Raw genomic sequence first — 21,489 nt, forward strand, 5'->3', positions numbered from 1 at the left:
GTTTAGGTGTGATTGCGGGTAGATTTTCCGCATACTCCAGCGCCGTGACTGACGTTTGGCTTAAGCCTGGATAAGTATGTGCACGGGTTGCCCCCTGTTGCGCATGCAATGGGAGAGGATCGCGGACGGTGAACTGCTGGCCCGATCAACGCAAGGCGTGGGAAATGGTGATTGCTCTGTGAGCGGCATTTCACAGGAGCGTGCGGCTGTTTTGATCGCTTGGTGCTTCCGGGGCATGGTGGGCGCATGACTTACGGCCACACTCCCGACGACGGTGACGGTGTTCCCGACGTCGGAGGGCGCTCGTCAGGCGGTGGAACGGTGTACGGCGGCGGCCCCGCGTCACGCGGCGGCGGCACGGTCTACGGCGGCTCACCAGCCGGTTCGTCCGGCACGACCTACGGTTCGGCGTCCCCCGGTCCGGCGTCCCCCGGGCGCGGCACCACGTACGGCTCCTCGGGCGGCACCACGTACGGCTCCTCGGCGGCCGGTCCGTCCGGTGCGCAGGGCGGAGCCACCTACGGTTCGGCGTCCGCCGGGCGCGGCACTACCTACGGCGCGTCCGGTGGGGGAACCACCTACGGTTCGGCGACACCGGGCGGCACCACCTACGGCGCGTCCAGTGGCACCACCTACGGGGCGTCCAGTGGCACCACCTACGGGGCGTCCAGCGGCCCCGCCTACGGCAGCACCGCCGTCGGCGAGCGCCCCGCCGGTCTCGGGCCCCGCAGCCGCGCCGCGGCCCTCGAGGACGACCGGCTCCTTCCGGAGCTCGGCGGCACTCCGCCCGGCGGTCCCCGGGTCAAGAAGCCGGGACGCCGCAAGAAGATCCTGATCGGCCTCGGCATCGCGACCGCGGTCTCGCTCCTGCTCGGGCTCACCGGTGGCGGCGTGGCATACGCCAGCGTCGACCTGCCTCAGTTCCCGGAGTCCAGCAAGACCACCCAGATCCAGTACTCGGACGGCAAGACGACGTTCGCGACGTTCGCCACCGAGAACCGGGTCGAGGTGCCGCTGGCCAAGGTCCCGAAGTTCGTGCAGGACGCGGTCATCGCGACCGAAGACCCGGACTTCCGGGAGAACAGCGGTGTGTCGTTCCGCGGCACGGCCCGTGCGGTCTGGGGTCTGGTCAGCGGTAACGAGGGCGCCGGTGGTGGTTCGACGATCACCCAGCAGTACATCCGCAACGCGCTGAACCTCACCCGGGAGAAGAGTTACTCCCGCAAGGTGAAGGAAATCATCCTCGCCCGGAAGCTCTCCAGCAGCTGGACGAAGGATCAGATCCTCAAGGGCTACCTGAACACGATCTACTTCGGACGTGGAGCCTGGGGTATCCAGTCGGCGTCGCAGGCGTATTTCCACAAGGACGTCGAAAAACTGACCGTGGCCGAGGGTGCCGTGCTCGCCGCGGTCATCAAGGACCCGACGAACTTCGACCCCAAGAACAACGTGGCCAGCGCCAAGGGCCGCTGGACCTACGTCGTCGACCAGATGGCCCAGAAGCAGTTCATCACCGCGGCCGACCGGCAGGCGCTGACCTATCCGAAGGTCGAAGACAAGCCGGCTGCGACGCACGACTGGCAGAGCGGCTCGACCGGCATCCTCGGGCAGAAGATCGAGTCCGAGCTGAAGAAGACCGTCGGTCTGACCGAGCAGGACATCAACACCGGTGGGTACCGGGTCGTCACGACGATCAACCCGAACTACCAGGCGGCGGCCAAGAAGGCGTCGATGCAGTACCTCGTCGGCCAGGACAAGGCCATGGCGACCGCGATGGTCTCCATCGATCCGGCCACCGGCATGGTCCGGGCCTACTACGGCGGTGAACGCGGTTACGGAAACCTCGACCTGGCCTCCGCCGCCGCCGCGCACCCCGCGGGTTCGTCGATGAAGCCGTACGTGCTCGCGAAGGGCGTCGAAGACGGCTACAGCATCGATTCGCTCTGGGACGGAACCTCCGGCCAGACGTTCCCGGACCGCTCGACGCCGCTGAAGAACTCCGACGGCGACAACTCCTGCGGCAAACAGTGCTCGCTGACCAGCGCCACCGTGAAGTCGCTCAACACCGTCTACTGGGCGCTGACCTACAAGGTCCACGCATCCGAGGTCGCGAAGCTGGCCGAGAAGGCCGGCATCAAGATGATCGACGGCATGCCGACCGCCCAGTTCATCAAGAGCGACAAGCTGAACTCCGGTCTCGGCATCGGCCAGGACTCGATCTCGGTGCTCGACCAGGCCGCCGGCTATGCGACGTTCGCCAACTACGGCATCTACCGCCAGCCGTACTTCATCGACAAGGTGTACGGCTCGGACGGCAACGTCGTGTGGGACCACGCCACGCACGTCGCCCCGGAGGTGCAGGCGTTCACCAAGGACGTCGGCCGGGACGTGTCCTACGTCCTGCAGCAGGTCTACGGCGCGACCAACAAGAAGATCACCGACGGCCGCGAGGCCGCGATCAAGACCGGTACCCAGCAGTTCGGGAACACGGACGAGAACGCCCACGCCTGGATGTGCGGGTTCACACCGCAGCTGGCGACCGCGGTGTGGGTCGGTAGCGGCACCGACAAGGACATCAAGCTCCGAGATCGGGTCAACAACAACATCCACGTCTACGGCTCGGGTATCCCGGGCAAGATCTGGCGCGACTTCATGAGCGCCGCGCTGAAGGGTCAGGACAAGGAAGACTTCGAGTCCCCCCTGCACGCCGGTGACGAACCCGGTAACGCGCCGAGCGAGGAGCCCTCGCCGACGCCGTCGGACACGCCCGACGAAGACAATCCGGATGGTCAGAACGGTGACGGCCAAAACGGCAACGGTGACGGCCAGAACGGGAACGGCGACGGTCAGAACGGTGACGGCCAGAACGGAAACGGTGACGGCCAGAACGGTGGAGACGTCCAGAATCCTGGAGACAACGGTCAAAATCCGTTTCTGAACAACAACTAGCTCGATCACGACGAGAGCCGGTCCCGGTCGGGGCCGGCTCTCCTCGTGTGCCGGGGCGAGGGGGGATGCGCGGGTGCGGCAGGATCGGGGCGTGACCGAGCGAACGACCGAGCGACCCGACGTCGAGATCGTGATCCCGAGCCACTCCGATCGCGTGGTGGCCGGCCTCTCCGAGGCCGCGGGCGGCCCTCTCGGCCGGCACGCGACGCTGCGACGGAGGTTCTGGACGCCGCTGCAGGTCATCCTGCTGCTGACGACTCTGGTCTTCGCGTTCAACTGGGTGCAGAAGTCACCGTGCCGGGACGGCGCGTGGGACAACTACGACCAGTACCGGAACGCCTGTTACACCGATGTGCTGGCGCTGTACTACGCGGAGAAGCTCAACGAGGGCTACCTCCCGTACCTCGACCACGAGGTCGAGTACCCGGTGCTGACCGGCCTGATGATGGGCGCGATCGGCCTGCCGGTGCACGCGCTGATCTCCAGCGGAGCGGTGGACTTCCTGACGCCGGGCCACCCGAACGAGGGCACGGTCTTCTACGACCTCACCGCGCTGGCGCTGGCCGGCTTCGGGCTGGTGACCGCGTGGGCGGTGGTCCGTTCGCGAGAACGCAGGCCGTGGGACGGCGCGCTGGTCGCGCTGGCGCCGGCCGTGTTCGTCACCGCGACCGTCAACTGGGACTATCTCGCGATCGGCCTGACCGCGCTGGCGATCCTCGCCTGGTCGCGCGAGCGCCCCGGTCTGTCCGGTGTGTTGTTCGGTCTCGCGACCGCGGCGAAGTTCTATCCCCTGCTGATCCTCGGCCCACTGGTGCTGCTCTGTTTCCGGCGGCGGACGCCGGAGGCGCGCACGTCCGCACTGATCACCGTCAGCAGCGGGGTCTTCACCTGGCTCGTGGTCAACGTGCCGTTCGCGATCATGGCGCCGGACGGCTGGTCGCGGTTCTTCCGGCTCTCGTCGGAGCGGCCGATCGACTGGGGCACGTTCTGGTACATCGGCACGCACATCCCGGTCGGCCGTACCGCCGACAACAAACCCGACCTCGGGTTGCCGCCGTTCGTCTGGCTCGGCGACCACATCCCGGCGCTCAACGCCGCCGCCTGGCTGCTGTACGCCCTGTGCTGCATCGGGATCGCGGCGCTGATCCTGTTCGCGCCCCGGCGTCCGCGGTTGGGGGCGATGGCGTTCCTGGTCGTCGCCACATTCCTGCTGACGAACAAGGTGTGGTCGCAGCAGTTCGTGCTCTGGCTGATCCCGCTGGCGGTGCTGGCGCGGCCGCGCTGGCGGGCTTTTCTGATCTGGCAGGCGTGCGAACTGTTCTACTTCTTCAGCTTCTACCAGATCCTGATCCGGGTGTCGGGTGGCAAGAACGCCGTGCTACCCGAGGCGGTGTTCACTCTGGCCAGTCTTGCCCGCTGGCTTTCGGTGGCGGTGATGTGCGGGCTCGTCGTCCGGGAGACGCTCAAGCCCGAACTCGACGTCGTCCGGCGGGACGGTGTGGACGATCCCGAGGGCGGAGTGCTCGACGAGACGCCCGGCCGGCGATCACCGCAGCTCGAACAAGATCCCGTCGCCGCGGTCGCTCCGTAGGATCCCCAGCCCGGTCACGTCGGCGGTGAGCGCGTTTTCGTAGGGCGTCCCGCGGGCGCTGAGCGGGCCGTCGCGCACGACGAGCACCGACTTGATGCCCAGGTCGCGGAAGTACTGGACGCTCTGCGCCGACGGGAAGCCGGTGGCCGCCTGCCGGATCTCGTCCTGGGAGTGCGGGGTGAACCCGGAGCCGCCGTTGACGATCTTCGGGAACCCGTCGGTCGACCAGAGCATCACCCACTGGTCGCGGGCATCGCTGGGCAGCACGAGCGCCGGGCCGTCGATGCCTTTGAACGACTGTGGTTCTCGGGGTACGTCTGGATGCGGTGTGGTGTTGAGCCCTTCGACGCCGACGAAGAACGCCGGGACGAGCGCTGCCGCGACGACGAATCGCTCCCAGCGGCGGGCGCTGCGGGCGGTTTCGCGGCTGCCTCGCGTCCGCAGGGACAACCGATCGCCGAACGCGGTGATGGCCCCCGCGGCGAGCAGAGCGAGCAGCAGTGAGGTCCAGACGACCAGCCGGCCGGGGGTGCGGATCGCGTCCCAGCCCGGCAGGTGCCGGTAGATGAGCAGGTAGCCGAGTTCGCCGCCGAAGAACCGGGTGCCCATCGCGAGGATGATGCTGACGACGGTGGCCAGGGCCAGCACGAGCCGCTGACGCACCGACCAGGCGCTGTAGAAGACGCCGACCAGCGCCAGTGCCATCACGAAAAGGCCGGGGAGCATCGTCATCTCCGGCGCGAACGGCAGCGTCTCGCGGGAGTGCGCGGACGCGTCGCCCCAGAGCCAGGACGTCTCGGGCGCGGTGAAGAAGCCGCGCAACGGCGGGGAGAACAGCTCGAGGTCGGCCTCGGACCGGCGGGCGTACGGGTGCGCGTCGACCACCCGCAGGTACGGCCGGGCCATCAGCGCGGTGACGACCAGGAACGCGAGCGCGCCGAGGCCGTCGGCGATCAGCAGTTTCCGGCTCAGCTCCGGCCGGCCGGTCACCAGCCAGCCGATCGCCGCCGCGACGCAGACCCCTCCCAGCACGTAGCCGAACGGCAGGCCGACGCCGAAGCCGATCGTGATCTGCCAGCAGGCGAGCGCCCAGCCGGCCGCGGCCCAGCCGGGACGTACCTCGTCGGGCCGGTAGCCCCGGGAGAGCGACCAGCCGTGGCCCTTGGCCAGCGCGGCCAGCGCGAGCGCTATGCCGCCGGTGGACAACACGTGCAGGTGACCGGCCTGGCCGAGCCGCCAGGGGGCGTAGCCGACCGCCAGCCCGGCCAGCACCGCCGCCGGCCAGGCCGCGCCGAGACGCCGGACCAGCGCGTAGCCGCCGATCGAGGCCAGGTAGAACGCCAGCACGTAGGCGATGTTGTAGTGGACGACCGCCGCGGCGGGACCGTGGCCGAAGAACCCCAGCGGCGAGTAGCCGAGCAGGCTGTCGGTGAACGCGAACGAGTCGTGCTCGGGGAACAGCGTGTTGGACTGCCAGAGCGCGCCGGGCTGGGTGAGCAGCGCGTGGCCGCCCCACGCGATCTCCCAGGTGATCAGCAGCGGGTCGAACACGTCCTGGGGGATCGTGCTCGCCGGGTGCAGCAGAGTCGGCCAGGTGAAGACGACCGCGACCAGCGCGAACCCGAGGCCGACGAGCGTGTACTCGTTGGTGAGGTAGTTCTGTCGACGCTGCTTCGTGGCTTCGGGCGCTGCCACGCTCACTTGGCCAGCCGCTCCTTCAGGAACTGGATGTCGGCGGACTGACCGTCGTCGCCACCGGGCGTCTCGCAGATCGCCGGCGCCTGGGCGGCCTTGACCGTCGCGACGATCAGATCGGGATCGATCTGGCCGTTGCCGAGGTTCTCGTGCCGGTCGCGCCCGGAGTCGAACGGGTCTTTCGAATCGTTGACGTGCACCAGATCGATGCGGCCGGTGATCGCCTTCACCCGCTCGACGATGTCGAGCAGGTCTTCGCCGCCGGCGTGGGCGTGACAGGTGTCGAGGCAGAAGCCGGGCTCGTACTCGCCGATCGCATCCCACAGCATCGCGAGCCGATCGAACCGGCGGGCCATCGCGTTGTCTCCCCCCGCGGTGTTCTCGACCAGGATCGGCAGCGGGAACCCGCCGGACTCGGCAGCCTGCGCGAACGCCTTGCGCCAGTTCTCGAACCCGACCGCGGCGTCGTCACCGTTGCCAACGTGACCACCGTGGACGATCAGGCCCTTCGCACCGACCTGTGCGGCGGCCTCGGCGTGCTGGCTGAGTATCTTCCGCGACGGGATGCGGACGCGATTGTTCGTGCTGGCCAGATTGATGACGTACGGCGAGTGGATGTAGATCTCCACCTCGCTGGCGCGGAGTGCCTCGGTGTCTTCGCGAGGCACCGGCTTCTTCCAGCCCTGCGGGTCACCGAGGAAGAACTGGACCACGTCGGCACCGCGAACGGACGCGGCGGCCAGCGGGTCGGCTGGGTCGACATGGGCACCGATAAGCATGGCCGCGAGCCTAGTGCTCCCCGGCGACAAGTTCGGCGCCCCGGCCGGGACCGTGAGGTGCCCCCGAAGAGCAGCCGTTACCCGATGCCCGAGGGTCTCGTTGGTCCCGTACAGAGCAGTTACTGAGTGGGAGGACGGGTGTCGAGACGTCGGCTGGCCGTGGCGGCTCTGGTTCTGACCAGCCTCATCGGCCTCGTTCCGATGGCTGCTCCGGCGCGGGCGCGCCCGCCGGAGGCGACGATGACGTTCACCGGTGCGCTGGACGTCGCCGGGCTGCTCGGTTCGCTCACCGTCCGCCCCCGGGCCGTGACGATCCCGGCCGGTGGCGAAGTGGCGTTCGTCAACGGGACGACGGTCGCGCTGCGGGTGACGGTGGGTCTCGAGACCGCGACGCTGGAGCCGGGCGGATCCCGGACCATGCTGTTCACCGGTGCCGATCGGCCGGAGACGTTCACTGCCGCGGCGACCGGTCTGGGCCTGCCGTCGGTCGGTTCGCTGACGTCGTCGTCGGGGCAGGTCAGTGTGCTGGCGATCCCGGCCGCGCCGATGATGTCGGCCGCGGCGGCTCCGACGAAGACACCCGGCCCGGCCTCGGCCGGAGCTCGGCCGGAGGGGGCGGGCTCGGACGACGGGAGTGCTGACGACGGGGGAGCCGCCGGTCCGCGGCTCGATCCGAGCGGGGCGGTGATTCCGCTGGGGCCGGGTGATTCGGGGCCGGACGGTTCGGGGCCGGACGGTTCGGGGCCGGGCGGACCGGGGTGGGACGGGGCGGGGTCAGGGCCGGGGTCGCCCGGGCCGGGCGGCTCTTCGCCGTGGCCGGGGGGAACTCCGAGGTCGTCGTCCTCCGGGGGCTCCGACGAGCACGGGAGCGGGCCGGGGTCGGACGGCTCGCGGCCGGACCCGCCGGTCGGAGCCGGCCGTCCCTCCGTGGCGCCACCGGTCCTCCCGCCGTTCCCGGGGTTCCGTAGCGCACACGACCAGCTCGGGCTGATCGCCCTGCTCGGACTGATCGTGCTGGCCGGGCTGGGCACGATGGCGTTCCGGGCGGTGCTCGCGTTCCGGCCGCCGGTCGAGGTGGGGGCGCACTCGCAGGCCGCCCGGAAGGCCCGGGTGCTCCGGCGTCAGCGGGGCTGAATCCCCGGTTGTCCCCAGGCCGGTCTCGGCGGTCGGTAGCACTCCGTGTGCGCTGGTAAGGTGGTCGGGATTGCATGACGCAATCGACCCTCCTGTCACGGACCGACCGTGACCGCCTGAGTCCAGAGGAGGTGGGTTCCACCTTGCGTCATTACGAAGTCATGGTGATTCTCGACCCCGAGCTCGAGGAACGCACTGTCCAGCCGTCGCTCGACACGTTCCTCAACGTGATCCGCACGGCCGGTGGCAGCGTCGAGAAGGTCGACGTCTGGGGCCGGCGTCGGCTCTCGTACGAGATCAACAAGAAGGTCGAAGGCATCTACGCCATCGTCGACCTGAACTCGGAGCCCCCGGCCGTCGCCGAGCTCGACCGTCAGCTGAACCTCAACGAGTCCGTTCTGCGGACCAAGGTCATCCGACCCGACCAGCGCTGAGCGCGCTACCGACCGTTTCGTCGTACCCCTCCGGCAAGGTGGGTTACCTGAACGGTCGGTGGAGGAGGATCGCACCCCATGGCAGGCGAAACCGTCATCACCCTGGTCGGCAACCTGGTTGACGACCCCGAGTTGCGCTTCACCCCTAGTGGCGCAGCTGTGGCGAAATTCCGGATCGCGTCGACTCCGCGTACCTACGACCGGACGAGCGGGGAGTGGAAGGACGGCGAAAGCCTCTTCCTCACCTGCAACGTCTGGCGTCAGGCGGCGGAGAACGTGGCCGAATCGCTGCAGCGCGGCATGCGCGTCATCATCCAGGGCCGCTTGAAGCAGCGGTCCTACGAGACGCGCGAGGGCGAGAAGCGCACCGTATTCGAGGTCGAGGTCGACGAGGTCGGCCCGTCGCTCCGCAGCGCTACCGCGCGGGTCAACAAGACGACCCGCGGCAGCGGTGGCAACGGCGGCAGCAGCGGCGGCTACGGCTCGTCCGGTGGTGGCGGCGGCAACTCCGGTGGTGGGGCGCCTGCTGACGACCCCTGGGCCGTCGCGACTCCGGCCGGCGGTGGCTCGTTCAGCGACGAGCCGCCGTTCTAGCCGATTACGGCTGACGAGTTCCCGAACTTTGCTTGAGAGAAGGAAGACCATGGCCAAGCCGCCCGTGCGGAAGCCCAAGAAGAAGATCAACCCGCTCGACAAAGACAAGATCACCTACATCGACTACAAAGACACGGCGCTGCTGCGGAAGTTCATTTCCGACCGCGGCAAGATCCGTGCCCGTCGGGTGACCGGTGTGTCGAGCCAGCAGCAGCGGCAGATCGCTCGTGCGATCAAGAACGCCCGCGAGATGGCGCTGCTGCCCTACACCAGCACCGCGCGCTGAGAGGGGCGAGGCAGATGAAGATCATCCTCACCTCTGAGGTCAGTGGCCTCGGTTCACCCGGCGACATGGTCGAGGTGAAGGACGGCTATGGCCGTAACTACCTGCTGCCGCAGGGCAAGGCGATCCTGGCCACCCGTGGCCAGGAGAAGCAGGTGGCGCAGATCCGTCGGGCGCGTGACGCCCGCCAGGTCCGTGACCTCGGGCACGCGCAGGAGATCAAGAGCGCGGTCGAGAAGCTGAACGTCCGGCTCTCGACCCGCGCCGGCGAGGGCGGCCGGCTGTTCGGCTCGGTCACCGCCGCCGACGTCGTCGCGGCTGTCGTCCGGGCCGGTGGGCCCGAGCTCGACAAGCGTCGGCTCGAGCTGCCCGGTCACATCAAGACGACCGGTGCGCACAAGGTCGCGGTGCGGCTGCACCCCGACGTGTCGGCGAACATCTCGCTGGACGTCGTCGCCGAGAAGTAAGCGTTCCGTCCGACGGCCGGCCCGGGTGCACCCGGGCCGGCCGTCGCCGTTCCCGGCCTTCCCGCCTGGCCGCCGGTGGTGGTGGCCAGGCGGGGCGGTGACCGGTGCGCCCGCCGGGGGTCGCAAGCCGCTGGGACGGTGGCCCCGCTGGGTCCGCCGGGGCGGGTGGCCCGCTGCGCTCGCCGGTGGCCCGGTGTGCCGCCTGGGGTGGCAAGCCGCTCGGGGGCAGTGGCCCGCCGGGCCCGCCAGGGGCGGTGATGGCGCGCTGGGTCCGTCAGGGCAGTGGGGCCCGCCGGGGCGCGTGGCCCATTAGGGCGCTGGGTCCCGCTGCGCGCTGGTCCGCGGTGGCGCGGCGGCCCGCTGGCCCGTGGGCGGTGGCCCGGTGGGGCGGTGGGCTGGCTGGGCGGGCGGGGTGGGGTGCACAGGGTGGGTGGTTAGGCTGCGGCGGTGAGCGTGCGCACTCTCCTGGCACCGGCTCGGCCGGCGGAGCCGACCGTGGTCACCGACCCCGCCGAGCGGCGCGCCCTGGCCACCGAGGTCTTCCTCGTCTTCGCGCTGACGCTGGGCCTCTCCGGCGTCCGGAGCCTGCTCTCGCTGCTGGACTCGCTGCTCCGGCCCGAGCCGCTCGCCGACCAGACCGTCGCGATCAACGTCCCGCGCGCCGCGGCGAACCTGATCGACCTCGCGTACCAGCTGGTCTCGGCCGCGCAGCTCGGCGTCTGGGGCGGTCTCGGGCTCTACCTGCTGTGGCGGTCGGGCATCGGGCCCCGGATGATCGGGCTGGCCCGTGGCCGGGTCGGCAGCGACCTCGCCGGCGGTGCCGGGCTGGCCGCCCTGATCGGCCTGCCGGGCCTGGCGTTCTACCTGGCGACGCGCGCGATCGGCCTCAACCTCACCGTCGTACCGGCGGCGCTGAACGACGTCTGGTGGCGCGCTCCGGTGCTGATCCTGCTCGCGTTCGGCAACGCCTGGGCCGAAGAGGTGCTGGTCGTCGGGTACTTCATCACTCGGCTGCGCCAGCTCGGATGGGGCGAGAACACGTCGCTGGTCAGCGCAGCCGTGCTTCGCGGCTCCTACCACCTCTACCAGGGCTTCGGCGGCTTCGTCGGCAACCTGTTGATGGGCCTGGTCTACGGACGCTTCTGGCAGCGCACGAACCGCCTCTGGCCGCTCGTGATCGGCCACGCGCTGATCGACGTGACCGCGTTCGTCGGCTACACGCTCCTCAAACCCCACCTTTCCTGGCTGCCCTAGCCGGGACACAGGCTGCTCTTGGCCTGCGTGTGCACACTGGATGACATGAGAGTCGGGACCGCCGTTCTTTCATCCGCCCTGTTCCTCTCCCCTCCGACCCCCATCCCGGACCTCCAGATCACGCCTGACCCGGTTCCCGCGGCTGCCGGTGCCCAGCGTCGCGGCGCTGCGACGCGTCGCGATCCGGCCCGTCTGGGTGCGCCCGAGCCGGACCCGGCGAAGGCCCCGCGTCTGGAGCTGCCGTACCGCGGGTTCGTCGTCGTGGGTGGCGTACCGGGCGCGGGGAAGAGCACGCTGCTGCACCGCCTCCGGGTGACCTCACCGCGGGGCATCTTCAGCGTGCGCGATCCCGAGGACATCCGGACGCGCTGGGAGCGGTTGCTCGGCGGACGGCGCGCGTACCGGGTCTGGCGGCCGCTGGTCTACCTGGAGCACTACGTCCGCCTGCTGCTCGCGTTACCGGGCCGGAAGACGATCGTGCTGCACGACACCGCCACCCGGGGCTGGGCCAGGAGGCTGCTAGGGCTCGTGGCCCGGTTGTCGCGGCGTCCGGCGCTCCTGCTGTGGATCAACGTGACGCTGGAGGAGTCGCTCGACGGGCAGCGGGTGCGCGGCCGGAAGGTGACCGCCCGCTCGGCGCAGAAGCACTGGCGGCGCTGGGCCCGGTTACGCCCGATCACCGACGAGGGCGAGCCCGGCTTCGCCGAGGTTCACACGATTTCCCGGGACACCGCCCGCCGCATCATCCTCGACCCCGGAGCGCGGCAGACGTAAACAGGGCTTGTGGACAGAACATGTACGCAGAGATGTGAAGCCCTACTGTGTGTGACCGGCGGTGGCGGTTTTCTGGCAACTATTTCGTGTGCACAGCCGGTGGACTCTGTTTGTGCAGGTAGGAGCACTCGTAGCGAACACGGATCCGCGCGAGTTCACACCGTCCTGCACAGGTAGCACACAGAGTTACCCCCACTCTTCCACAGGGTTGTCCACAGGCCTGTGCACAGGCCAGTTTGTCCGCTAGGCCCGCGGTTTTCTATCGTCGTCTCACGCGGCTCACCGGGAACTGTCAGACCCATCCGGTACGACGTGAGCACTGAGTTGATGGCGCGGGACATCGGATGGGCCGGGGGAAGGACGCGAGTGGCGGTCAGCGACGAGGTCCAGGCCTACGCGCCATCGGGCGACTTCGATCGCACGCCGCCGCAAGATCTCGCCGCGGAGCAGAGCGTCCTCGGCGGCATGCTGCTCTCGAAAGACGCGATCGCCGACGTCGTCGAGATCCTGCGGTCGAACGACTTCTACAAGCCGGCGCACGCGCTGGTCTTCGACACGATCATCGATCTGTACGGTCGCGGCGAGCCGGCCGACCCGGTCACGGTCGTCGCCGCGCTGGCCGATCGGGCCGAGCTCGCCCGCGTCGGCGGTGCCCCCTACGTCCACACGCTGATCCAACAGGTGCCCACGGCGGCCAACGCCGCGTACTACGCCCGCATCGTCGCCGAGCGCGCGATCCTGCGCCGCCTGGTCGAGGCGGGCACCCGCATCGTCCAGCTCGGCTACGGCTCGGCGGCCGGCGCCGGGCGCGAGGTGGACGACGTCGTCGACATGGCGCAGCAGGCCGTCTACGAGATCACCGAGAAGCGCACCAGCGACGACTACACGGTGCTCGAAGAGCTCCTCCAGCCGACGATGGACGAGATCGAGGCGATCGGCGCCACCGGCGGCATCATGAGCGGTGTCCCGACCGGGTTCGTCGACCTCGACCGGCTCACCAACGGGCTGCACCCGGGCCAGCTGGTCATCGTCGCCGCGCGGCCCGGTCTCGGTAAGAGCACCTTCGGTCTCGACGTCGCTCGCTCGGCGTCGATCCGGCACGGCCTGACCTCGTGCGTCTTCAGTCTGGAGATGTCGAAGATCGAGATCACGATGCGTCTGCTCTCGGCCGAGGCGCGGGTGCCACTGCACAACTTGCGGTCCGGTCAGCTCTCCGAAGACGACTGGACGAAGCTCGCCCGCCGCATCGGCGAGGTCAGCGAGGCCCCGCTGTTCATCGACGACTCGCCGAACATGACGATGATGGAGATCCGGGCCAAGGCTCGGCGCCTCAAGCAACGCAACGACCTGCGGCTCGTCGTCATCGACTACCTGCAGCTGATGACCGGCAACAAGCGCGTCGAGTCCCGCCAGCAGGAGGTCGCCGAGCTCTCCCGGGGTCTGAAGCTGCTGGCCAAGGAGCTCGAGGTGCCGGTGATCGCGGCCTCGCAGCTCAACCGTGGCCCCGAGCAGCGCACCGACAAGCGTCCGCAGCTCTCTGACCTGCGTGAATCGGGCTCGATCGAGCAGGACGCCGACATGGTGCTCCTGCTGCACCGCGAGGACTACTACGAGAAGGAGTCCCCGCGGGCAGGCGAAGCCGACTTCATCCTGGCAAAGCACCGTAACGGCCCGACGGACACGGTGACGGTTGCCTTCCAGGGTCACTTCAGTCGATTTGTCGATATGAGTACCGGGATGTAGCTACACGTTGCAGCCGTGCGTCTTGGCCTCGGCACGGTCGGCAGCGGCCACTTGAAGCCAGTAGATGTACTCGGTGAACCGGTAGTTGAGGTTCGCCACCTGAGCCAGATACAGGTCGGTGTTGACGTATGTCCGCCATTCCCCGCATACGGCGCCCTCCCTTGGCAGCGCCTGTGCGGGAGCGGTCAGTCCTAGGGTGGCGGCGCCGGCTACCAGCAGGACTGCTCCGGCCTGAACAAAACGACGAATCTTCATGGTGCCTCCCGTGGTGGCGTAACGGTCCTATTTGGAACGGCCACGAGGAGATTAGATTGAGCGCACAACTACTTCTGTCGGCGTCGCAACACTGAGAGTGTCACGCGGGCGGCGGAGCGAACGTGATCGTGCCGTCCGGGCCGAAGGCCAGGTCCGGGTTGTAAACCACCTCCCAGCGGAACCCGTCGGGGTCGGCGAAATACCCAGAAACGCCACCCCAGTCCCGACTCTGGGCCGCACCGATGATCGACCCGCCCGCAGCGGTGGCACGATCGAGGACGGCGGTCACCTCGTCTTCGGAGTCGACGTTGTGCGCCAGGGTGATCGGCATCGCGTCACTACCCCGGTAGAACTCGCCGGCCTCGGCCGCCATCGCCTCGCGATCCCAGAGCGAGAGGAGAAGGGCGTGGCCGACCTGGAGGAAGATGACTTCACCGGGCACGTCCAGGTGCGGCTTCCAGCCCAACCCGTCGACGAAGAACCGCCGGCTGGCGTCCAGATCGCGGACGCCGAGCGTGAGGACGTTCAGCTTTTGTTCCATGGCGACCACTCTTCCGCCGCGGCCCGCGTCGGTCTTGAACAAAACGGCCGCCACTACCGCGAGCAGCCACCGCCCGGCTCCGAGCGGCACCTCGTGCGGTGCCGGTGGGAGCAGCGCGTCGGCACCACCCCGCACGTCCAGCGGGTGATCCCCGACAACTGCGCCGACATCCTGGTCACCGCGGACGGGCGAGCGGTGCTCGTCGGTCCGTCCACGCACGTCGAACTGCCCCGCCTGCCGGCCGGAACCCTGATCCGCGGCCTGCGCTTCCACCCGTACGCGGTCGGTACCGCTTTCCGTCTGGACGCCACGGAGCTCACCGATCGTGCGATCGACCTGGACACGGTCCTGGGTGTCGCCGAGGCACGGGCCGTCGCCGAACGGATCTGGACCGGCGACCTCGCGAACACCTGGCAGCGCACGGAGCCCGACCGGGCCACGGCCGGCATCGTGCGCGCGCTGACGTCACCGGGTGCGCCATCGGTGGACGCGGTCGCCGACCGGGCCGGCTACTCGCCCCGGCACCTCCGCCGGGTGGTCCGGGCCGAGACCGGCCTGAGCCCGAAAACGCTGTCCCGGGTGGCCCGGCTGCACGACTTCCTGCGTGCGGCCGAGGGCGGTGTCACGTCGCTGGGCCGGGCGGCGGCCACGGCCGGGTACGCCGATCAGGCCCACGCGTCCCGCGAGATCCGCGCTCTGGCCGGGTTGACCCCACGGGACTTGCTGGCCGAGCGAAGCCTCGGTTAGTGCTGTTCGTGGCCGGGCTGTGGCGGGGCACCGGCCAGGATCGGACCGCCGGAGAGCACCGGCATCGGCGTGCCGGACGCGGAGTGCCGCCCGAGGCCCGCCATGTTGTGCGGATCGACGCCGCGGTCGCCGTCGGTGGCGGCGCCGAGCCGCGCCTCCAACTCGAGGTCCTCACCCTCCTGGACCTCCGGCGGCAGCCCGTGCCGGGACCGCCAGTACGGGTTGTCCGGCGGCAACGTTCCGCTCACCCGCCCGTACATGCCGAACGTCATCAGCGCGGTGCCGACCACGAACGAGAAGATCACGTTGCTCATCCGGAACGCGAGGAAGTTCAGATCGGTCCGCATGACGGTGAGGTTGACCAGGCCGCTGAGCATGAAGGCCCCGCCGAAGAACATGTTCGCCCAGGACGCGGTGTTGCCGCCGATCAGCGAGCAGGCGAGCAGGCACACGCCGACGACCACCGAGACCAGCGAGAGCGCGCCGTTCGACGAGAGTCCGGCGATCTGCTGCCCGTCGGTGGTGAAGAAGTCGAGCTTGTTGACGAAGCCGAGCCCCCCGAAGCCGAGCAGCGCGAGCCCGGTGATCAGACCGCCGTACCGGTAGACCTTGCCCAGCTTGTGATTCTTCGGCAGACCGGACATTTTCGCCCCCTTTAGACCCGTTCAGGCTAGATCTGCCACCAGAGAAAAGGGCCAAACCCGGGAACGAAACTCGGGAGCAATCCGAGTGGGGTGACACAACCGTGTCACAGTCTGATGCAGGGGATGGTGCCTACGGAGGCGAACGGTGAGCGGAACGCCGACGGTGTGGGTCGATAGAACCTTAATAACGCCTAAAGCTAAGAAACCCACAAATCGGTATTTACTACTGCATCATACCGACGGTTGCCAAACGTACGGCAATGTTTAACAGTTTCCCCTCCCGCAACGCCGGTTCGGACGCTACGGTGAAGCGCTCGTTCAATACGCTCTGTCTACTGCCGGTAGAGAGTGCGAAGCGGACGTGAACGTAGTCAGGGTCGAGGCAACCCGAAGAGGTTCCATGGCAGACACCGCTCCGGTCGAGCCCGCGCTAATCGCCTGTCCGGCGTGCGACGGCCTCGGCTTCAGGATCGCTCCGTGCGCCTGTCGGCACAACGGCACCGAGTTCCTGGTGAGTGGCCGCCTCCTGCTTTCCGACTCCGACCCGTACCCGGATTGTGAGATCTGCCAGGGCACCGGCGAGACCACGGTGATGTGCTTCCCGTGCCGCCAGGGCGGTTCGCTGCTCGCGCAGGGCGTCGTCACGGTCGTGAACGCGGTGACCGGCCAGACCGGTTCGGTGCAGGTGGTCCCGGGCGCGTTCGAGCCGGTGCCGTGGGAGGCCCGGCCGGGGCGCTGGATGATCGACCTCTCGGCGATCGTCCACGACCTGGCCATCCGGGTCGGCGTCGACACGCTCTACGACATGCTCGACCGGCCGCTGTCCACGGACGACCTCGCGACCCCGATCTACCTGCCCGACACCTGGACGTTCTCGGCGTCCGAAGTCGAGAAGGCCGCCGCCGAGCAGGCCGCGATCGCCGAATGGGCCGGACGCCGCCGCTGGCACCTCTACGTCGGCTACCCGGCCGGCGTCCGGGCCGAGACCGATCCCGAGCAGCGCCTCACCGAGCTCCGGCGCGCCGCCGACGCGGGCCGGCTCGACCTGGTCGTGCGCTATCTGGACGGGTTCTGGTCGGTGGCCTACGAGGTGCCGGGCGCGCAACCGCGGCCGGGCCAGGCCTGGTACCCGGGAACCTCGACGCTCGCCGAGTCCTTACTCGCGCACACCCCGTCCGACCTGGTCGAGCAGGCGAAGAGCACGACGACGGCGTCCGGGCACTGGGCGGTGACGCCGCCGCCGCCGGCCGGTGACGGCACGTCCGCCTGGAACGTCGAGGGACTCGTCGCCGCCGTCGAGATCACCGCGAGCGGTGCGGCCGGTGGCAGCGCCACCTGGCGCGACGGGCGCTGGCAGCTCTCCGCGCTCACCGTCGTCGAAGAGCGCGAACTGCTCGCCGCGCAGCAGACCGGTCAGGTCCGCTCCACCGTCGAGCGTGTGGTCGGCCGGGTCGACGAGCTGAAGACCCCGCCGTGGCTCGGTCCGCCGATTCCGACGCAGCGCTGCGCGCGATGCGTGTCCGGGGTGGCCTGGCGCGAGTGCTCGTGCACCTACCTCGACGACGTGGCGACGCCGGACTGCCCGCGGTGCGCGGGCGTCGGGCGGGCTCCCGACCCGTACTGCTCCGGCTGTGACGACACCCGGCTGGTGCACCTCGGCGCGGTCGTGACGCTGATCGGCACGGAGGGCCGCGGCCAGACCACGAACCTGCGGATCGGGAAGTCGCCGGACGTCGAGTTCTTCGTCAACGACCAGGGTGTGCGCTGTGCCCGGGTGCCGCGGGAGCTGACCGCGGTGGCGTGGGCCGAGGCGTTCGGCACCGATGTGGACTGGCTGTGCAGCCACGGGATCAGGTCGATCGGCGCGCTGGCGCGAGACGGTGTCCTCGCGACCGACCTGACCGATCCGCGCGAGGTCGTGGCCGAGTACCTGGCCCGGCTGACCGCGGGCCGCCCGGGTGGGCGGCTGGTCTACTTCGTCCGGCCGCCGGGCGACGTGCCGGTGGAGGCGTTGTTACGCCCGGTTCTCGGGGTGGACGCGCGGGCGGAGATCTCGATCGCCGCCGATTCGCGCGGTCGGCTGCGGTGGGGCCTCGCGGTGACCCACCGGGGGGCTCAGAGCCGGTACGCGCCGCCGGAGATCGACCTGACGCTCGGCGACGCCGTCGGACGCGTGCTCGCGGCGCTGCCGCAGCGTCTGGGTGGCATCGAGCACGACGTGGCGCGGACCGAGCCGCTCAGCCCGGCGCAGCACGGCCGGGCGGTCGACGTGGAGACCGGGATCCCGACGCTGCTGCGGGAAGTCGCCCAGCGCTACGGCCGGGTCCTCGCCGCGGTCACTCGCGAAGGCTGGACGCTGCACGCCTGGACCCAACGCCGCTGGCAACGAATCGGGACCGGCTCCTCACTCCGCGAACTGGTAATCAGCGCGGCCCGCTGAGTGCGATGCCGTGCGCGGCCCTCAGCGGGCTCCAGGTCAGTACCGAAGGCAAAGCGTCAGTTAGTGGTCTACGGCGGAGCGGACTCGGCGCCTTGCGTCGTCCGCGGACGCGGCTCGGGTGGCTAGTTCCGCGTAGCGGAGGCAGTCGGCGAACGAGTGGCGGGCCAGTTCGGTGCGGACGGCGGCCAGGCGGTCGACCGGCAGGACGAGCGCGGTGACACCGAGACCGATCAAGACACAGGCCAGCAGTGGATCGACCGCACCCGCACCGCGGGCGCTGATCTCCTTGCCCGCCAACGATCCGGACGCCCCGACCAGCTCGGCCAGCCGCAGCGACGAGGGCTGCCACGGGTCGGCCCAGCGCCCGGTGCCGGCCGCACCGTCGGCGCCGACCGCGTACCGCGTCAGCCCGTCGGTGTCGATGGTGGCGAACGACGCCGCGCGCAGGATCGGCCCGGCCAGCACGGCCGCCGCGGGCAGGTCGACGAGCACACCGGCGGTGGCGACCCCGGTGTACCGCGCCTCGTCCAGGAACCAGGTCGCTTCGTCGGCCTCGGTGACCGTCGCGACGACGATGCCGACGTCTACCGGGCTCGCGCCGGCCTCGCGCGAGGCGCTCGCCAGAGCGTCCAGCTGAGCAGACAGGACATCGGGACGGGCCTGCAGGGCCCGCACGCCCCGCACCCCGAACGGACCTTGGCGGTCACCCGGGTCGAGTGCCTCGACCGTCACCCGCGCGCCCGGGAACGCGTCGAGCACCCGGCGGTAGCCGGTCTGCTGGTCGGCCACCGAGCGCGGCGCGCCGTCGGGCTGCACGGCGAACCAACTGCGCAGCAGGCCGACGCCTTCCGCGCCGGCCGCGACGGCGGACTCGGTCTCGGCGGGATCGACCAGCTCGGCGAGCAACGAGACCGGCTGCCCGTCTGCGAGCCGACCACGAAGCGGGGAATTCACGACCCGGACACTATCGAACTCGACGAGCCTCGAGCACTACCGCTGCCCGACGGGTCCCGGGACTGACAGTAAGCTCTGGTGCCATGCCCGAGCTCAGTCACGTCGACTCGGCCGGGGCAGCGCGGATGGTCGACGTCTCCGCCAAGGAAGCGTCGGTCCGGAGCGCTGTCGCGACCGGCCTGTTGCGGACAACTGCCGAGGTCATCGGCCTATTGCGCCAGGATGGGCTACCCAAGGGCGACGCGCTCGCGGTCGCCCGGGTGGCTGGCATCATGGGCGCCAAACGGACCCCGGACCTGATTCCGCTGTGTCACCCGATCGCGTTGCACGGTGTGACCGTCGCGTTCGACATCCGCGACACGGAGGTCGCGATCACGGTGACCGCACGCACCGCCGACCGGACCGGCGTCGAAATGGAAGCCCTGACCGCGGTGGCCGCCGCCGGGCTGACGTTGATCGACATGGTGAAGGCCGTCGATCCGGCCGCGTCGCTGGACGCGGTGCGCTGCGAGTCCAAAGAAGGCGGCAAGACCGGGTCATGGCACCGGTGAGCCGGACCGCGCGGGTCGTCGTGGCGTCGAATCGCGCCGCCGCGGGCGTGTACGCCGACGAGAGCGGGCCGCTGCTGGCCGACGGGCTGCGCGGGCTGGGCTTCGAGGTCGGCGACCCGGTCGTGGTCCCGGACGGAGATCCGGTGGGCGAGGCGCTGCGCGCCGCGGTGGCCGACGGTGTCGACGTGGTGCTGACGAGCGGCGGCACCGGCATCAACCCCACCGATCGGACGCCGGACGTCACCGTCGAGATACTCGACTACCAGGTGCCCGGTATCGCCGAGGCGCTGCGCGCGTACGCGGCCCCGCGAATACCGACGGCCATGCTCTCCCGCGGCCTGGCGGGCGTCGCCGGTCGCACGTTGATCGTCAATCTGCCGGGATCCCGCGGCGGCGCGAAGGACGGGCTGGCCGTGCTCGGCCCGGTCCTCGCGCACGCCGTCGATCAGATCCGTGGCGGAGACCACCCCGGAGGGCACGCGTGACCCACCCCATCAGCTGGGACGACGCTCGAGCGGCCGTACACGGCGCGGCCCGGCCGCTGCTCAGCCGGCCGGTACCGCTGGCCGAGGCGGACGGCGCCGTCCTGGCGACCCCGCTGGTGACGCTCACCGCGCTGCCGGCGTTCGACACGTCCAGCGTGGACGGTTACGCGATCGCGGGTCCGGCGCCCTGGCGTCTGGTCGGTCAGGTGCTGGCCGGTGACGCCAGCGAGATCACGGTGACGTCGGGCACCGCGGTCGAGATCGCGACCGGCGCGATGGTGCCGGTGGGCACCGAGCACGTGATCCGTAGCGAGAACGCCGAGGTCGAGAACGGGTCCTGGGTCACCGCGGCGCTGCCGACCAAGCAGGAGTGGCGGGCGACCGGTGAGGAGGCCGCCGCCGGCGAGGTGCTGCTGCCGCCGGGCGTCCGGGTCACGCCGGGCGTGCTGGCGCTGGCGGCGGCGTGCGGGCACGACGTGCTGTCGGTGCGGCGGCGCCCGCGGGTCGCGGTGGTGGTGTTCGGCGACGAATTGCTCGACAGCGGCCCGCCCGGAGCCGGCCGGGTCCGGGACGCGCTGGGTCCGTCGTTGCCGGGCTGGATCCGCCGCCTCGGTGCGGACGTGCTCGGGGTGACCCGGGCGGCCGACACGCTCGAGGCGCACGAGACCGCGGTGCGCGACGCCGCCCAGAAGGCGGACGTCGTCGTGACGACCGGCGGCACCATGCACGGGCCGGTCGACCACCTGCACCCGACGCTGACCACGCTCGGTGGCAGCTACGTCGTCGACACGGTGGCCGTGCGCCCAGGGTTCCCGATGCTCACCGCGACGCTGCCCGGCCCAGGTGCGGGCTGGCTGGTCGGGCTGCCGGGCAACCCGCAGTCGGCGGTGATCGGCGTCGTGACGCTGGCCGCGCCGCTGCTGGCCGGGCTGGCCGGAGCCCCGTTGCCGCCGTTGTCGTCGGTGGTGCTGGCCAACGACGTGCCCGGACGCGGGGAAGACACCCACCTCGCGCTCGCGCGCCTGACGCCGGACGGCGCGGTGACGTTGCGGCACGCCGGTTCCGCGATGTTGCGGGGGGTGGCCGGTGCCGACGGATTCGTCATCGTTCGTCCGGGCACCACCGCTCTGGCCGGTACCAAAGCAGACTTCGTCCCGATGCCGACCTGACCTATC

At 70.1% G+C, this 21,489-nt stretch carries 21 protein-coding genes; 15 read left to right on the forward strand and 6 right to left on the reverse strand.

The annotated features are described in order from the left end of the window. Window positions 1–246: 246 nt before the first annotated feature. Both ACIBZJ_RS38260 and ACIBZJ_RS38265 read left to right on the forward strand, forming a co-directional pair. A complete protein-coding gene (locus ACIBZJ_RS38260) occupies window positions 247–2,949 on the forward strand; it encodes a transglycosylase domain-containing protein (protein WP_395938523.1) in 2,703 nt (900 codons plus the stop codon). Window positions 2,950–3,040: 91 nt separating this feature from the next. Further along, window positions 3,041–4,540, forward strand: coding sequence for a glycosyltransferase family 87 protein (locus ACIBZJ_RS38265; RefSeq protein WP_395938524.1), 1,500 nt, complete (start codon window positions 3,041–3,043; stop codon window positions 4,538–4,540). On the opposite strand, the gene ACIBZJ_RS38270 is transcribed toward ACIBZJ_RS38265, so the two are convergent. Beyond that, window positions 4,496–6,241, reverse strand: coding sequence for a hypothetical protein (locus tag ACIBZJ_RS38270; protein WP_395938525.1), 1,746 nt, complete (start codon window positions 6,239–6,241; stop codon window positions 4,496–4,498). The genes ACIBZJ_RS38265 and ACIBZJ_RS38270 overlap by 45 nt on opposite strands. Beyond that, window positions 6,238–7,014, reverse strand: coding sequence for a deoxyribonuclease IV (locus ACIBZJ_RS38275; protein ID WP_395938526.1), 777 nt, complete (start codon window positions 7,012–7,014; stop codon window positions 6,238–6,240). The genes ACIBZJ_RS38270 and ACIBZJ_RS38275 overlap by 4 nt, the downstream gene beginning before the upstream one ends. A 138-nt stretch (window positions 7,015–7,152) precedes the next feature. On the opposite strand from ACIBZJ_RS38275, the gene ACIBZJ_RS38280 reads away from it, so the two are divergent. The 8 genes from ACIBZJ_RS38280 to dnaB all read left to right on the forward strand — a co-directional run bounded on the left by ACIBZJ_RS38280 (window position 7,153) and on the right by dnaB (window position 13,697). Continuing rightward, complete coding sequence (locus tag ACIBZJ_RS38280; protein WP_395938527.1) at window positions 7,153–8,148, forward strand: hypothetical protein; 996 nt, start codon at window positions 7,153–7,155, stop codon at window positions 8,146–8,148. 143 nt (window positions 8,149–8,291) lie between these two features. After that, window positions 8,292–8,582: a 30S ribosomal protein S6 gene (rpsF, locus tag ACIBZJ_RS38285; protein WP_395938528.1), complete on the forward strand. Its 291-nt coding sequence runs from the start codon at window positions 8,292–8,294 to the stop codon at window positions 8,580–8,582. A gap of 78 nt (window positions 8,583–8,660) precedes the next feature. Further along, window positions 8,661–9,176, forward strand: a complete 516-nt coding sequence (locus tag ACIBZJ_RS38290) for a single-stranded DNA-binding protein (protein WP_395938529.1) — start codon at window positions 8,661–8,663, stop codon at window positions 9,174–9,176. A 49-nt stretch (window positions 9,177–9,225) separates the two neighbouring features. Then, window positions 9,226–9,462: a 30S ribosomal protein S18 gene (gene rpsR / locus ACIBZJ_RS38295; protein ID WP_035859653.1), complete on the forward strand. Its 237-nt coding sequence runs from the start codon at window positions 9,226–9,228 to the stop codon at window positions 9,460–9,462. Window positions 9,463–9,476: 14 nt separating this feature from the next. Then, the gene (gene rplI, locus ACIBZJ_RS38300) at window positions 9,477–9,926 is read left to right on the forward strand and encodes a 50S ribosomal protein L9 (RefSeq protein WP_395938530.1); all 450 of its coding nucleotides are present in this window, start codon (window positions 9,477–9,479) and stop codon (window positions 9,924–9,926) included. A gap of 447 nt (window positions 9,927–10,373) precedes the next feature. Beyond that, entirely contained in the window at window positions 10,374–11,180 is an 807-nt protein-coding gene (locus ACIBZJ_RS38305) for a CPBP family intramembrane glutamic endopeptidase (RefSeq protein ID WP_395938531.1), read from the forward strand. Between the two features lie 45 nt (window positions 11,181–11,225). Beyond that, window positions 11,226–11,954 (forward strand): AAA family ATPase, encoded by a 729-nt coding sequence (locus ACIBZJ_RS38310; protein ID WP_395938532.1) that lies wholly within the window; start codon window positions 11,226–11,228, stop codon window positions 11,952–11,954. Window positions 11,955–12,281: 327 nt separating this feature from the next. Then, complete coding sequence (gene dnaB, locus ACIBZJ_RS38315) at window positions 12,282–13,697, forward strand: replicative DNA helicase (RefSeq protein WP_395938596.1); 1,416 nt, start codon at window positions 12,282–12,284, stop codon at window positions 13,695–13,697. On the opposite strand, the gene ACIBZJ_RS38320 is transcribed toward dnaB, so the two are convergent. Then, window positions 13,698–13,952, reverse strand: coding sequence for a hypothetical protein (locus ACIBZJ_RS38320; RefSeq protein WP_395938533.1), 255 nt, complete (start codon window positions 13,950–13,952; stop codon window positions 13,698–13,700). A 100-nt stretch (window positions 13,953–14,052) separates the two neighbouring features. Next, window positions 14,053–14,493 carry a VOC family protein gene (locus ACIBZJ_RS38325; RefSeq protein ID WP_395938534.1) on the reverse strand — a complete coding sequence of 147 codons (441 nt, stop codon included), beginning with the start codon at window positions 14,491–14,493 and terminating at the stop codon, window positions 14,053–14,055. On the opposite strand from ACIBZJ_RS38325, the gene ACIBZJ_RS38330 reads away from it, so the two are divergent. Next, the gene (locus tag ACIBZJ_RS38330) at window positions 14,401–15,240 is read left to right on the forward strand and encodes a helix-turn-helix domain-containing protein (protein ID WP_395938535.1); all 840 of its coding nucleotides are present in this window, start codon (window positions 14,401–14,403) and stop codon (window positions 15,238–15,240) included. The genes ACIBZJ_RS38325 and ACIBZJ_RS38330 overlap by 93 nt on opposite strands. On the opposite strand, the gene ACIBZJ_RS38335 is transcribed toward ACIBZJ_RS38330, so the two are convergent. Further along, window positions 15,237–15,884, reverse strand: coding sequence for a DUF4383 domain-containing protein (locus ACIBZJ_RS38335; protein WP_395938536.1), 648 nt, complete (start codon window positions 15,882–15,884; stop codon window positions 15,237–15,239). The genes ACIBZJ_RS38330 and ACIBZJ_RS38335 overlap by 4 nt on opposite strands. Before the next feature lie 511 nt (window positions 15,885–16,395). Here ACIBZJ_RS38335 and ACIBZJ_RS38340 point away from each other — a divergent pair. Next, window positions 16,396–18,324, forward strand: a complete 1,929-nt coding sequence (locus ACIBZJ_RS38340) for a hypothetical protein (RefSeq protein WP_395938537.1) — start codon at window positions 16,396–16,398, stop codon at window positions 18,322–18,324. A gap of 60 nt (window positions 18,325–18,384) precedes the next feature. Here the strand turns inward: ACIBZJ_RS38340 and ACIBZJ_RS38345 are convergent, their stop codons facing one another. Further along, window positions 18,385–19,278 carry a putative PEP-binding protein gene (locus tag ACIBZJ_RS38345; protein ID WP_395938538.1) on the reverse strand — a complete coding sequence of 298 codons (894 nt, stop codon included), beginning with the start codon at window positions 19,276–19,278 and terminating at the stop codon, window positions 18,385–18,387. 83 nt (window positions 19,279–19,361) lie between these two features. On the opposite strand from ACIBZJ_RS38345, the gene moaC reads away from it, so the two are divergent. From moaC to ACIBZJ_RS38360, 3 genes are read left to right on the forward strand one after another with little or no spacing between them, the layout of a single operon-like run. Continuing rightward, window positions 19,362–19,829: a cyclic pyranopterin monophosphate synthase MoaC gene (moaC, locus tag ACIBZJ_RS38350; protein ID WP_395938539.1), complete on the forward strand. Its 468-nt coding sequence runs from the start codon at window positions 19,362–19,364 to the stop codon at window positions 19,827–19,829. After that, the gene (locus ACIBZJ_RS38355) at window positions 19,817–20,314 is read left to right on the forward strand and encodes a molybdenum cofactor biosynthesis protein B (RefSeq protein ID WP_395938540.1); all 498 of its coding nucleotides are present in this window, start codon (window positions 19,817–19,819) and stop codon (window positions 20,312–20,314) included. Before moaC ends, ACIBZJ_RS38355 begins: the two co-directional genes overlap by 13 nt. Then, on the forward strand, window positions 20,311–21,483 hold the full coding sequence (locus ACIBZJ_RS38360; protein ID WP_395938541.1) for a molybdopterin molybdotransferase MoeA: 1,173 nt from the start codon (window positions 20,311–20,313) through the stop codon (window positions 21,481–21,483). The genes ACIBZJ_RS38355 and ACIBZJ_RS38360 overlap by 4 nt, the downstream gene beginning before the upstream one ends. The last annotated feature ends 6 nt before the right edge of the window (window positions 21,484–21,489 follow it).

The sequence above is a fragment of the Cryptosporangium sp. NPDC051539 genome, from assembly GCF_044454545.1.
Classification (GTDB): Bacteria; Actinomycetota; Actinomycetes; order Mycobacteriales; family Cryptosporangiaceae; genus Cryptosporangium.